This is a genomic window from Herbaspirillum sp. C9C3, assembly GCF_013359625.1.
Classification (GTDB): domain Bacteria; phylum Pseudomonadota; class Gammaproteobacteria; order Burkholderiales; family Burkholderiaceae_D; genus Herbaspirillum.
On the sequence record NZ_JABFMQ010000022.1, the window covers coordinates 1 to 12,563 of the forward strand.

The 12,563-nt window shown below is 62.5% G+C and carries 12 protein-coding genes; 2 read left to right on the forward strand and 10 right to left on the reverse strand.

Features of this window, described 5'->3' with window-relative positions:
* Positions 1 to 131: 131 nt before the first annotated feature.
* From HNO82_RS17630 to HNO82_RS17650, 5 genes are all read right to left on the reverse strand, one after another.
* A complete protein-coding gene (locus HNO82_RS17630; RefSeq protein WP_034350929.1) occupies positions 132 to 1,451 on the reverse strand; it encodes an MFS transporter in 1,320 nt (439 codons plus the stop codon).
* Between the two features lie 480 nt (positions 1,452 to 1,931).
* A complete protein-coding gene (locus tag HNO82_RS17635; RefSeq protein WP_175344601.1) occupies positions 1,932 to 2,642 on the reverse strand; it encodes a response regulator transcription factor in 711 nt (236 codons plus the stop codon).
* A gap of 166 nt (positions 2,643 to 2,808) precedes the next feature.
* On the reverse strand, positions 2,809 to 3,219 hold the full coding sequence (locus HNO82_RS17640) for a response regulator (RefSeq protein WP_175344602.1): 411 nt from the start codon (positions 3,217 to 3,219) through the stop codon (positions 2,809 to 2,811).
* A 233-nt stretch (positions 3,220 to 3,452) separates the two neighbouring features.
* Positions 3,453 to 3,848 (reverse strand): response regulator, encoded by a 396-nt coding sequence (locus HNO82_RS17645; RefSeq protein WP_175344603.1) that lies wholly within the window; start codon positions 3,846 to 3,848, stop codon positions 3,453 to 3,455.
* Positions 3,849 to 3,850: 2 nt separating this feature from the next.
* Positions 3,851 to 5,326: a DUF7125 family protein gene (locus HNO82_RS17650; RefSeq protein ID WP_175344604.1), complete on the reverse strand. Its 1,476-nt coding sequence runs from the start codon at positions 5,324 to 5,326 to the stop codon at positions 3,851 to 3,853.
* A 195-nt stretch (positions 5,327 to 5,521) separates the two neighbouring features.
* Here HNO82_RS17650 and HNO82_RS17655 point away from each other — a divergent pair, with 195 nt between their 5' ends.
* Positions 5,522 to 5,944: a hypothetical protein gene (locus HNO82_RS17655; protein ID WP_175344605.1), complete on the forward strand. Its 423-nt coding sequence runs from the start codon at positions 5,522 to 5,524 to the stop codon at positions 5,942 to 5,944.
* Between the two features lie 110 nt (positions 5,945 to 6,054).
* Here HNO82_RS17655 and HNO82_RS17660 read toward each other — a convergent pair whose 3' ends face one another.
* The 5 genes from HNO82_RS17660 to HNO82_RS17680 form a co-directional block, all read right to left on the reverse strand.
* On the reverse strand, positions 6,055 to 7,452 hold the full coding sequence (locus tag HNO82_RS17660) for an MFS transporter (RefSeq protein WP_008331689.1): 1,398 nt from the start codon (positions 7,450 to 7,452) through the stop codon (positions 6,055 to 6,057).
* Between the two features lie 85 nt (positions 7,453 to 7,537).
* On the reverse strand, positions 7,538 to 8,698 hold the full coding sequence (locus HNO82_RS17665) for a porin (RefSeq protein ID WP_050978123.1): 1,161 nt from the start codon (positions 8,696 to 8,698) through the stop codon (positions 7,538 to 7,540).
* Positions 8,699 to 9,045: 347 nt separating this feature from the next.
* The gene (locus HNO82_RS17670; protein WP_175344606.1) at positions 9,046 to 9,918 is read right to left on the reverse strand and encodes a sugar phosphate isomerase/epimerase family protein; all 873 of its coding nucleotides are present in this window, start codon (positions 9,916 to 9,918) and stop codon (positions 9,046 to 9,048) included.
* Entirely contained in the window at positions 9,915 to 10,760 is an 846-nt protein-coding gene (locus tag HNO82_RS17675) for a shikimate dehydrogenase family protein (RefSeq protein ID WP_175344607.1), read from the reverse strand. The genes HNO82_RS17670 and HNO82_RS17675 overlap by 4 nt, the downstream gene beginning before the upstream one ends.
* Before the next feature lie 4 nt (positions 10,761 to 10,764).
* Complete coding sequence (locus HNO82_RS17680) at positions 10,765 to 11,646, reverse strand: 4-hydroxyphenylpyruvate dioxygenase (RefSeq protein WP_034350938.1); 882 nt, start codon at positions 11,644 to 11,646, stop codon at positions 10,765 to 10,767.
* Between the two features lie 128 nt (positions 11,647 to 11,774).
* On the opposite strand from HNO82_RS17680, the gene HNO82_RS17685 reads away from it, so the two are divergent.
* Positions 11,775 to 12,557: an IclR family transcriptional regulator domain-containing protein gene (locus HNO82_RS17685; protein WP_175344608.1), complete on the forward strand. Its 783-nt coding sequence runs from the start codon at positions 11,775 to 11,777 to the stop codon at positions 12,555 to 12,557.
* Positions 12,558 to 12,563 lie beyond the last annotated feature (6 nt).

Genomic DNA, 12,563 nt, shown 5'->3' on the forward strand with positions numbered 1-12,563 from the left:
GGCGGCCTCTCCCGGAGGGTTGCCCCCAGAAGGCGCGCTGGCCGCGTTGCACGTCCACGGCATCATCAAGAAAACAAAGGCCCGGCAGCTTGCGCTACCGGGCCTGGTCATTTTTGCGTTGGCGCCTGCGATCAGGCCCGGTAGCCCTTGCTGCTCATCGGTACGAAGGCCAGCAGCACCCCGAGGATGGACAGGCCGATCACATACAGCGCCGGACCTCGCGGGTCAGCCTTGATCCACAGCGAGATCAGCACCGGCGTGAGCCCGCCGAAGACGGCATAAGCCATGTTGTAGGCGAAGGACAGTCCGGTAAAGCGCACCGCCGGCGGGAAGGCACGGGTGGAGACAATGGGGGTGAGCGAAATGCTGCCCACGAACAGGCCCACCAGCGCATAGCCCGCGATGAGCGACGCGGGCGAACCCGGCAACTGACCATAGAACCACCAGGTCGACAGTCCCAGGCCACCCCAGCCGATGATCATGCTGACGCGCGTGCCGATGCGGTCACACAGCCAGCCGATGGCCAGGCAACCCAAGGTCAGCATCAGCGTGCCGGCGCAGTTGGCCTGCATCACCAGCTTGGCCGGCAGGTGATGCACGGTCTGCAGATAGGACGGCGTCATCAGGATCACCACCACCACCGCGCCCGACAGGCACCAGGTCATGCCGGCCGTCAGCAAGCTGGCGGCGCGGTGTTCGCGCAGCACGGTCTTCAAGGGCAGTTCATTGGACTGCTGGCGACGTGCAGCCAGCTCGCGGAATACCGGGGTCTCTTCCAGATAGCGACGCAGATACACCGACACCAAGCCGAACACGCCCCCCAGGATGAAGGGAATGCGCCAGGCATACGCCGCCACTTCAGCCGGGCCATAGACGCTGTTGATGAAGATGCCCATGAGCGACCCCAGCAAGATGCCACCGGTGATGCCGGCAGTGAGCGATCCGACACCGAAGCTGTAACGGTTGGCCGGCACGTGCTCGGCCACGAAGACCCAGGCACCCGGCATTTCACCGCCGATGGCGGCACCCTGCAGGGTGCGCATCAACAGCAGCAGGATGGGCGCGGCCACGCCGATGCTGGCATAGGTCGGCAAGAGACCGATCACCAGCGTGGGCACCGCCATCAGGAAGATCGAGAGCGTGAACATGCGCTTGCGGCCGATCACGTCGCCATAGTGGGCGATGATGATGCCGCCCACCGGGCGCGCCAGATAACCGGCGGCGAAGATGCCGAAGGTCTGCAGCATGCGCAGCCATTCCGGCATGTCGGCCGGGAAGAACAGCTTGCCGACCACCGCCGCGAAGAACACGTAGATGACGAAGTCGTAGAACTCCAGCGTGCCCCCCAAGGCGGACAGGCCCAGGGTGCGGTAGTCGGAGGAAGTGAGCGGACGATGCCGGGACTCGTTCAGAGCCCCGGTCAATTCAGCAGATCGGGCAGAAGTGGTCATGATGGTTCACTAGCAGCAAAGCGGCAATCCGGAGCGCCGCCAGCATCGCCACAGGATCAGCGAACCCATGGCAATGCCGCAGCCAGCCGGATGGCCTGCTTCAACTTGTTCGGTCGGGTAAGCGCAGAGGGCATGCCGGGACAGTGCTGGGCATGTCTGCGAAGGACAGATTCAGCGGAAAACGTAAAGCGAAGAAATACGATTTGGCGTCGAAACTTGCCCAATGATACCCCAAAAGCGGCGAAGCTTCCGCAATGCAGCATTTCTTGCCGTCGTTGGCGGACCTGGCAGCATCCCTGCCGGTTTCAGGCCGATGTGAAGTTTAGGGCCTGTTCACATTAAATCTGCGAGATGCAGATTTAATGTGAACAGGCCCTAGTGACGGGAACAAGTCAGAAAGCCCGCCCGACAGCCTCTGCTGCCAGGCGGGCTTCGGTAACAGGTGAAGCCAATGACAAAATGGCGCGAGCCTCTTGCGGCTCAGGACTCCAGGACAATATCAACGGTCGAGCAACGGCGCAGCATCAGGAAGCCTTCGCCGTAGATATTGCGGATCTGCATGGGGGCCTCCTGCAACGAGCGTAATTTCTGACGCACGCGGTAGATCAGCGCATCGATGCGATGGGCATCATATTCCTCGCCCCCGGAACGCAGCAGGTCGAACAATTGCGCGTGCGAGACCGGATAGTTGGGACTTTGCAGCAGCGCAGCCAGGGCGATGCTTTCCTTGTCGGTGAATTGCAGCGCCACCGCGCCATTGCTGGAGAGGCGTCCGGAGCGACGGTTGAAGGCCCACTTTTCGGACTGCGGCGAACTCTGGTGCGGCGCGGTCTTCATGCGCCGCGCCAGGGCCGTGAGCGTGGCCGAGACTTCCTCCAGCTTGACCGGCTTGACCAGGTAGTAATCGGCGCCGTCGCTCATGCAGCGCACCCGCTCCTCGCTGCGCGTGGCGGCGGTGAGGATGATGATGCCCATGGACGGGAAATTCTGCCGCAGCGAGGCCAGTTCCGGCAGGAGACTGCCATCCGGCAAGCCGATGTCGGAAATGAGGATGTCGGGCTGACGGCTCCTGAGCGTGTCCCTGGCCTGCCCCAGTGCCGAGCAGACCGAGACCTCGTATCCCAATTCCCCCATATGTGCGCTCAACGTGTTACGCCAGTCGAGATCGCTTTCTACGATAAGTACTTTCATCACTCTTTTGTTCCGGACGAAACCTGTTTTTATGACTGCCGGAGCATCCCCATGCGCCCCTCCCGGACGGGAACCGGGACCTTCTGCGAGCGCGGAAATGCTTTCCATAATCACAACGTTATACAGAAAATATCTGCAAATAAAATCATAAAAACTCGCAGATCCCTTACACCTGAAAACTCCGCCTGGCCTGGCTTTGCGCCCGTTGGCGCAGGAGGTCCGTGACCGTCCCGAGCAGGTGGTCTACCGAGCATGGTTTGAGTAAAAAAGCGGCAATGGTGGACAGTCGCGCACTGGCTGCCGGCAGGTGGGCACTGATCAGCACCACCGGAATCCGGGAAAAACGTTCATGCGAGCTGGTGTAGCGCGCCAGCTCCATGCCATCCATCCGCGGCATGCCCAGGTCGGTCAGGATCAGATCCGGGACATGCTCAGGCATGAGCGCGATGGCCTCCACGCCATCGGCTGCCGCCACCACCTGCAGCCCACCCTGCTGCAATATTCCGCACAACATCGCGCGCGACTCCACGTGATCTTCCACGACCAATACGGTCGGTGCCTTGCTGATCGTTGCCACCTTGTCCTCCCGCCCTCTATCCCGCACGTCATGTCACGGTTACTTGTCGTGATTTATGGTGATGGTTGGCGATGAAACGCGATATCAGGAAATTCCTGAAACTCGGACAACATGGCGTCACCGCAATCCGGGGACAGGCGCTGCGTGCCCGGCACGAGCGTGAGGGAAAGACGCGCAAGACCGCCCCTGGCCAAGCTCTGCCATGGGCGCCGGGGCAATCAGGGGTGGGGGGATCAGGCGTGCGTGCCGAGCAGGCGCTCGATTTCGGCCAGCAGTTGCTCGAAGAAGACCGGCTTGCGCAGGAACAGATTGTGACTGGATTGCGACAGATCGTGACGTTCGGGTGCACCGCTGCACAGGATGATGGGCAGGCCGGCACCTTGTGGCAAGGCACGCAGGGCGCCACACAGCTCCAGTCCGTTCATCACCGGCATCATGCAGTCGGAGATGACCAGATCGGGCCAGGCCTGCTGCACCTTGACCAGCGCATCGGCGCCGTGCACGGCGGTCATCACGCGATAGCCGTGCAGCTCCAGCAGCATGGCATAGGTGTCGGTGATGTCGATCTCATCGTCGACGATCAGGAGCAGCGGTTGGACCGCCGGCTGGGGAGGTGACACACCGGACATGGTCAACGTCCATCCGCAACCGGCGCGGCAACAGGGGTGACCAGGCCATCGATCTCGATGCCGGCGTCGGAGATGTTCATCAGGCGGCTGGCGCCGTCGTAGCCGTTTTCGCGCAGTTTCATCACGGAAATCTGGCGGCGGTTGACGTTATCCTTGACCACGTATTCCAGCAGCATCATGTTTTCGTACAGTTGCGAGGAACTGGGATCGACCTGGGGCCGCGATTCGCGGAAGTACGGCAACTGCTCGGTGATGAAAGTGGTCACGCCGCGCGCACGCAGTTCATTGGTCAAGGCCACCAGGAAGGGGCGCATGCGCTGCTGCTGCACCACGATGCTGCGCAGGCCATCCACGCCATCAATCAACAGGCGTGTCACGCCACGCTGGGCGATGTTGTCCAGCATGCGCTTGGCCAGATCGTCGCACAGCATTTCCAGCGGTAGCTGCCACATCATCTGCAGAGCCCCGCTGTCGATATGTTCATCCAGCTGCATCCCGGCCTTGCGGGCTTTGGCCAGCAGGCGCTCGGGCGATTCGTAGAAACCCAGGATCAGGCATTGCTGTTCATCCTTCAAACCCTGCTCGATGAAATGCAGGCCCATGAGGGTCTTGCCCACGCCGGGGCTGCCCAGCAGACAGGTGAGCGAACCGCTGACCACGCCCCCGCCGATGCACTTGTCCCAGGACGCAATGCCCACGCTGACATAGCGGTCCGAGGTGCCCGGCACCTTGCCTGCGCGGGTGGCGGTGGCTTCGAAGCGGGGGAAGATCTCGACCCCGCTCTGGTTGATCTCGAAGACGTGCTTGCCCAGCAGGTGATTGGCGCCGCGCAGCTTGAAGACCTTGATCTCGCGCACCAGCTGCATGCCGGACTCGTACTGACTCAGTTCGATCACACCATCAACCAGAGTGTTTTCCGACTCGGGCATGTTGCCTTCCACCGGCGAGAGCAGCAGCGTAGTGCAATTCATGGTGAACACCAGGGCATTCAGGGAGTGCATGAATTCCGACAGGTTCAGATCCGACGGTCCCGACTCCCGCACCGAACGGAAGCCGTCGATGATCAGCATGGAGGGACGATGGCGGTTCAGTTCGGCGCTGATCAGGCGCAGCAGGCCGCGCAAACCCTCACTGGCCAGCGCGCCGTAGCCGCTCAACATCTGCATCTGGTCGCCGACCAGGCTTTCGTCGAAAAAATCGAAATTGCTCACATGATTGAGCATCTTGGCGTGCGATTCGGCAATGAGCGTCAACAACATCACCTTCTTGCCACCGCGTGCCTGCGCAAAACCGACCTGCGAGGCCAGCGTGGTCTTGCCGCTACCGGCCAGCCCCTGGATCAGGTAGAGACTGCCCGCCGGCAGGCCACCGCCCAGGATCTCGTCAAACCCGGCAATACCGGTGCTGAGCAGCGCAATGCGGCTGGCCCGTGAGGTCGGGACGGCAGCGGGGTGAGGGGACGATGGGTGATGGCTCATGGGGAGGATGGCTCGGCGTTTTTATTGTGCAAAGATTTAATGAGTTTCGTCATTATACGATTGCCTATTACTTGCTTATGGTTGTCATGCAGGCCGAAAGTTGCATTGGTCAGGAAAAGAAAAGATCCTGACATCCCTCAAGCCAGGCCAGCGGCGTACCGATACGGGAGCATCTTCCTTCCTTTCGAGGGCCGCATGAAAGTGACGCCTGCAGCAATCTCCCAGATCGTCCCGGGCCAGGCCAGGCTGGCCGGGCACGCCTTCCCGCCCGATCCGGACCGTCCATCCCCGGTGCCGGCAGCGCAGCAGACCCAGGATTCGGTCGTGGTCAGCCTGTCGGACCAGGGGCGGCGGCAATGGACGGAGGAAATGCAGCAGGCACTGGCCAGCCCGCTTGAGGGGGCGGTATCGCAGGCGCAAAGCCAGGCCAGGTTGCGCAAGAGGATGGAAAAACTGCTCAAGCGTACGGCCCTGCTGGAGATCGATGTCTTCAGCGAGCTGCGTGAAAAGGTGAAGGCGCAACTGCAGCAGAAAACCCCCTTGCCACCGGCGCAGCGGCAGGCCAACGAGGACAGGCAGCAGCGCCAGCAGGCGTGCGGTCCATCGACGCCCCAGTGAGCCGCTGCGGGCAGGAGCGCAAAGCGTCAATACGAAAAGGCCAAGGAAAAAGCGCCGTTGCCCTCGCAGGCAACGACGCTTTGTTTCACTTCCCCTGCGGCAGGAACGCCTCAGGACTTGGCGTAACGCCCTTCCAGATCGGCCTGGGCCCGCAGCCGTTCATATTCGTTTAGCGGCATGGGCTGGGCATCGGGCTCGCCCAGTTTTTCCAGCGGGATGCGATAGGTTTCGCGGGCCGACAGCGCCGCCAGGGCCGACACCACGGTGATGCCGAAGGCAATGCTGCCCACGGTGAGCCAGATGTTGTGCGAGCCGGGGGGCGCCACGGCGGTAAAGAGCGCCGGCAGCATGGCGGTGATGGCGGTCCCGACGTTCTGCGCAATGGCCATGGCCGAGACCCGCGAACGGGCCGGGAACAGTTCTGGATAGAAACTCGGGAAGACCGCGTTGTAACCCTGATAGACCACGCCCCACATCAGAATCGACATCACGAAGGCCAGCTCGACATTGCGGATGCTGATCGCATACAGGTAGGCGAAGGCGAACAGCCCGGCCAGCAGCGAGCCGATGATGATGGGTGGACGACGGCCGATGCGGTCCGACAGCTTGCCCACGTAGGGAATAACCAGCACGGCGACGATGTTGCCCACCACCGGAATCCACAGGTAGACATCCTTGGCGAAGCCGATGCCATAGGCCGGCTGCACCGCATAGGCGGCACCGAAAATGGTGGCCACCACCGGGATCACGTTCATGAGCGCCATGCAGACCACGCGCAGCATGTCGGGCGAACTGTCGCGGAAGGCTTCCACCACCGGCGAGCGACGCTGCAGTTCCTTCTTGTCAGCGGCCTTGAAGAGCGGGGTTTCCTCGACCGTGCGGCGGATGATCCAGCCGGCGATGATGACCAGGAAACTCAGCAGGAAGGGAATGCGCCAGCCCCACACGTTGAACTGTTCAGCTGGCATGTAATGCGCCAGCGGCAGGAAGACGGCGGCAGCCAGGATCTGTCCGGCCTGCACCCCTTGCAGGGTGAAGCTGGAAAAATAGCCGCGCCGTCCGAAGGGCGAGTGCTCCAGGATCATGGAACTGGCGCCGGAGATTTCACCGGCCACCGCGAAGCCTTGCGCCAGGCGCATGATGACCAGCAATGCAGGTGCCCACAGGCCGACCTGGTCATAGGTCGGCAACAGCCCCACCCCGATGGTGGAAAAACCCATCAGAAACATGCACCACAGCAACACCTTCTTGCGGCCATGAGTGTCGCCCAGGTGGCCCAGCACGAAAGCGCCGATGGGACGCGCCACATAGCCCACGCCATAGGTGGCCAGGGAGGCGATGATGGCCGTAGTCGGATCGCCCTTGGGGAAGAACAGCTGCGGGAAAATCAGTGAAGCGGCGGTGGCATAGATGAAGAAGTCATAGTATTCGAGCGCCGAGCCGATCCAGCCGCTGGCGGCGGCCTTCTTGCTCTGCTGCGACTGATCGCGGGAATGAGAGGATTGCATGGTGTCTCCGTGATGATGCTGGGCAAGCCGTCCGTTTTGTCGGGAAGATGCGGACCGGCTTGCCGGTATAAGGAAATGGCGTCGTTCAGAAGCGATGCAGGATGCCCATCTGCAAGCCGATCAGGCTCTTGCCATTGATGTCGGCCCCGGCCAGGTTGCTGCCCGGTCCGGCCGAGCCGCTGAAGCGCCAGCCGGCGTTAGCCTGGTTCTTCATGTAGTTGGCGAAACCATAGAGCGTGGTCCGCTTGGAGAGGTCATAGTAGGCGCCCACGTTGCCGCCCTGTGCACCACCGTCCTTGTGAGAGGTGTCGACCATCACGCCATACAGCGCGCCGATGCGCAGCTGCGGGGTCAGGCGATAGTCCGCCGAGACCTGATAGACGTTGTAGAAGCGCTGGATATTCGGATCGTTACCGGCAAAGAAGTTGTTGGGATTGCTGACATTGTTGAGGATGGTCGCGGCATTGTTGCCGTTGGCGTTGGCGGTGGTGTTATTGCTCCGTACGTAGGCCAGGTAGATCTTGCCCGGGCCGTAGTCGTAGTCGGCATACACGTTATGGTATTGCACCGTATTGCTGTAGAGGCCGCCGGCATTGGGCTTGGCCACCACACCGGCATAACCGGCGCGATACGGGCCGTTAGTGTAATCCAGACCGAACTGGTAGACACCTCGGCGGCCCGGTCCCTCGCCGGCCGTCTCCGGCATGGCGTAGTGGATGTCGAACTGGAAGCCGGCCCAGCGCGGCGACTTCCACGACAAGTCATTGTCGAAACGCGAGGGCACGCCGAAGGTATTGATGATGGAACCGTAGGTGGTGCGCTCGGTATAGTCGATGGCGCCACCGATGAAGAAGGGCACGCTGTTCTGGCGGCCGATGCGGAACTCGCCTGCGGCGGGCGTCCTGATGCCGACCCAGGACTGGCGGTCGAACAGGCGCGTGCTGTCGGCCAGGCCACCGGTGTCACCGGCAAAACCGTTTTCCAGCGTGAAGGTGGCCGCATAGCCGCCACCCAGGTCTTCCACGCCTTTGACGCCGATACGGCTGCGCAGGATGGCGCCATCGTTGAGCGCCCACAGGCTCTTGCCGCTGCTGCTGTGCATGTAGCCCAGGTACTGATCGACGGTGCCGTACAAGGTGACGTTGCTGCTGCTCTGGGCCAGTGCCGCAGTGGATGCGGCCAGCAGCAGGCCCATGGCGACGGGGGTCCGCAAGTTGCGCGATGCGCATTCGGATCGTGGTTTCATGTCTCTGATCTCTGTTGTTTGTGGTTGTTGTGGTGGTTGTGGTGGTAGAGCGGGCCGCACTCCCGGCGCACGCAACAGGTCCCCTGCCGACGCACAGCGCGGCATGTCCGGTTCGGGAGAATGGGCAGGGGCCCGCGCACTCCCTGGCGTGTTCAGGGAGGGGGCCGGTGGTTCAGGATGAAGGACGGTGCGATGTCATGAGGTCTCCTCTGTTGTGGTGATGCGCACCGCCCCCAGGGGAGACGGTGCCGCATCGTCAAACCCGCTCGCTATGGTCTTGTTGTGGCGAGCCGGCGGTAATGCCGATGACTGATTGTTGACTGCAGGTTAAAGATCACGCAGTGCGTTCACGCCGCCACCGGCTCACGTGCCCGCAAGCCGCGCCGCAAGACCTGATCGGTCACCCACTTGGCGGACCGGCGCGCACGCTCGGCCACCACGGCCGGCGACATCTGCAGGTAATCGTCATTGAACACTTCAAAGCTGTAGTCGCCGCGATAGCCGCCGCGATGCAGGCGTCGCACCATGTCCGACAGTTCCGGCGAATGCTCGCCCTCACCGGGGAAGACGCGCAGATGGCGCGCCGTCTCCAGCCGTTCTTCGGGCGTGCGGATCTCGCGCCACATGAAATCCGACAACTGGACCATCACGATGCGGCGACCGGGAATGGCCTCCAGGTCTTCCAGCGCGCCGCCATTGGCGAGGATGTGGAAGGAATCGATCACCACACCCAGGTTGGCGTGATCGGCCATCTCCACCACTTCCCAGGCCTGCATGTATTGATTGATGTGACGCCCCCAGGACAAGGCCTCGAAGCCCACACGGATGCCCAGCGGTACCGCCAGGTTGGCCAGCTTGGCGAGGTCGCGCGCGATATGGCGCGTATCGCCGCTGGCATGCTGCGAGGTCGAGGAACACACCATCAGCAGCGGCGCACCGACGGCCTTGCAGATCTGCAGCAGGTTGCGCGCCACGTCCACCTTGTAGTCGTGCAGGCTGCCCTGCAGACCTTCGTAATCGCGCATGACCTGGATGCCGGTGACGCGCACGCCGCTCTCGCGCACCAGCTTCACTGCCGCTTCCAGCCCGCCGGGATACGCGACCAGATCCTTGGACCACAGCATGAGCTGCGAGAAACCGGCCGCCTTCGAAGCCGCCAGCTTGGATTCCAGTCCACCCGGCAGGGTGATGGTGTCCATACCGAAATTGTCGAGGTTCACAAGGCCTCCAGGTGACGGAAATCGTCGGCCGCCACGCCCGGCCAGCCGAACAGTTCGAGGTACAACGGCGCCTGCTCGATGAGCATTTCCTTGCCCTTCTGGATGCGGCAGCCCTTGGCCCGGGCCTGCACCAGCAACTGGCTCATCTCGATCTTCATGCCGCAGTCGGCCACGATGGCCCCGGCACTCACGCCTTCCAGCGCAAAGGGCATCGGGTCGCCCGCGTGCATGCCCAGCGGCGTACAGTTCACCAGCAGGTCAACACCGCTGGCGTCCGGTGGCGCAAAGCGCACGCGGGTCGCCGGATAGGCCGCTTCCACACGCGCCAGCAGGGCTTCGGCCCCGGCGCGATTGGTATCGAAGACGCTGATCTCGGCGATGCCCTGCGCGGCCAGCGAGGCGACGATGGCACAACCGACACCACCAGTGCCCACCACCAGGGCGCGCGTCTTGTTCCATACCAGCGGACGGTCCGCGGCCGTGCGCGCCAGTGCTCGGATGAAACCTTCGCCGTCGATCAGGTCGCCCCAGATCACGCCATCGGCATCGCGGTAGACCGCATTGCAGGCGCCGGCCACACGGGCGCGCAGGGTGGCCTGCTGGACGGCATCGAGCGTCATGGGCTTGTGCGGAATGGAGACGAAGATGCCGCCGACGTTTTCCGTCTTCATGAACATGCGCACGGCTTCGCAATAGCGCTCGGGTTCGATCTTGAACGGGATCACGCGTGCATCCAGATCGTGATGCCTGAAGTAAGCGTTGAACAAGGTCGGTGCCTTCACCTGTTCCACCGGCCAGCCGATGACAGGGAAGATGCGGGTGGTGCCTGTGATTTCCTTCATGGTCTCAGTTCTTGTCTTTCTGGCTGCGGACCAGTTCGAAACTGATGCCGCCCTTGTAAAGCTGGGTGAGCGCGCCACGCTCGCTGATCTGGGTGGGTGCGCGGTCGACGAAGATCACGCCGCGCTCCTGCAATTGCCGCACGGCTTGCAGCACGTCGGACGTGCCCAGGCCCAGGCGCAGCCACTCTTCTTCCCAGTGGATGTCTTCAGTGCCCGCGGGCGGTTCCACCAGCTGGATGTAGAACTGGCGGCACGGACTGGCCAGCAGCATGCCCTTGGGCAGGATGCCGAAGAATTGCCCTTCCGGCAGCACCGAAAATCCCATCAAGGAGGAATAGAAGTCGATCCATTCGCGCGTGCGCTCCGGCCCCACCGCCTGCACCAGCCCGAAGAAGTGCATGCCCGAAAGCGCCGTGGTCTTGCGCCGCTCCTGGCTGGAAGGCTTGAAGTCAACGTCGTAGATGGAGAAATCGCGATAGCGGTCGACGAAGTAGATGATGGAATCGCCACAGCCATGAACACCCGGGATGTTCAGTTCCATCGCCCCGGCGCGCGTGGGAATCGGCCAGGCACCCAGTTCGGTGACGCGGCGATAGGCCTCGTTGGCATCGCGCACGCGCAGCGCGATGGCGCTCAGGTTGGTGGCCTGCACCTCGTGATCGAAACCGGACCAGGCCGACACATCGGCGTTGACGATCACGTTCATCCCGCCCTGGGTGTAGAGCACCACCTCACGCGAGCGATGGCGACCGACCTGCTCGAAACCCATGCGCTCAAGCACCGCGCCCAGCGCCAGCGGCTCGCTGGTGGCGTATTCGATGAACTCGATGCCATCGATGCCCAGCGGATTGGTGGGGACAGGATTGTTTTCTATGGTGTTCATCATGATCCCGATGATTTGTCTCGGAGCCGAGTATAGCCAAGCCCCACCCCCGCAAAAAGGCCGACATACGCCCAAACGTGCGATAATCGCGCAACTTGTTCGCCAATCACTCATTTCTGGACTTTTTTACGATGATCGACCAAACCTCCGTGGAACTGGACATCCAGAAACGTGACCTGATCGAAGGATTGATGAAGGGATTTGATGTCATCATCGCCTTCAACAGCGATTCACCGCAGCTGACGGCCAGCGAGGTGGCCGAGCGCGTGGGCCTGACCCGCAGCGCCGCGCGCCGTTATCTGCTCACGCTGGTGCACACCGGCATGGCGGCCTCGGACGGCAAGAAGTTCTGGCTCATGCCGCGTCTGTTGAACCTGGGCCAGTCCTATCTGGAATCGGCCCGCGTGCCGCGCGCGGTGGTGCCATTCCTGCAACGGCTGACCCAGCAGTTGCAGGAGTCCACCAATTTCTCCCTGCTCGATGGCGACGAGATCGTCTACGTCACCCGCGTGACGGCTGCGCAGCTGGTCAATGCCGGTTTCGAGCCGGGCACGCGCCTGCCGGCCTACACCACCACGGCCGGGCGCGTGCTGCTGGGCATGCGCGAGGATGCCGAGATCGCCGCCTATCTGGACCGCGTGACCCTGATCCCGCACACCCACATGGCCATGACCGACAAGGCCGCCCTGTTCACCGAGATCGTCACCATGCGCAAGCAGGGCTATGGCATTACCGAGAACCAGTTCGAGATGGGCATGCGCGGCATCGCCATTGCGGTCAAGAACCGCAATGGCCGCGTCATCGGCGCCTTGAGCGTGACCTCCAACATCGCCGCCTGCTCGCGCGAGGAAGCCATCGCACGCGGCGTACCGGCGCTGCAGACCACGGCCAATACGCTGATGATGTGGGTATGAGGACGA

Excerpts from the sequence above, each read along its gene's own strand:
- HNO82_RS17630 (WP_034350929.1), bottom strand. The coding sequence starts at position 1,451 with ATGACCACTTCTGCCCGATCTGCTGAATTGACCGGGGCTCTGAACGAG.
- HNO82_RS17635 (WP_175344601.1), bottom strand. The coding sequence starts at position 2,642 with ATGAAAGTACTTATCGTAGAAAGCGATCTCGACTGGCGTAACACGTTG.
- HNO82_RS17645 (WP_175344603.1), bottom strand. The coding sequence starts at position 3,848 with ATGTCCGGTGTGTCACCTCCCCAGCCGGCGGTCCAACCGCTGCTCCTG.
- HNO82_RS17650 (WP_175344604.1), bottom strand. The coding sequence starts at position 5,326 with ATGAGCCATCACCCATCGTCCCCTCACCCCGCTGCCGTCCCGACCTCA.
- HNO82_RS17655 (WP_175344605.1), top strand. The coding sequence starts at position 5,522 with ATGAAAGTGACGCCTGCAGCAATCTCCCAGATCGTCCCGGGCCAGGCC.
- HNO82_RS17660 (WP_008331689.1), bottom strand. The coding sequence starts at position 7,452 with ATGCAATCCTCTCATTCCCGCGATCAGTCGCAGCAGAGCAAGAAGGCC.
- HNO82_RS17665 (WP_050978123.1), bottom strand. The coding sequence starts at position 8,698 with ATGAAACCACGATCCGAATGCGCATCGCGCAACTTGCGGACCCCCGTC.
- HNO82_RS17675 (WP_175344607.1), bottom strand. The coding sequence starts at position 10,760 with ATGAAGGAAATCACAGGCACCACCCGCATCTTCCCTGTCATCGGCTGG.
- HNO82_RS17680 (WP_034350938.1), bottom strand. The coding sequence starts at position 11,646 with ATGATGAACACCATAGAAAACAATCCTGTCCCCACCAATCCGCTGGGC.
- HNO82_RS17685 (WP_175344608.1), top strand. The coding sequence starts at position 11,775 with ATGATCGACCAAACCTCCGTGGAACTGGACATCCAGAAACGTGACCTG.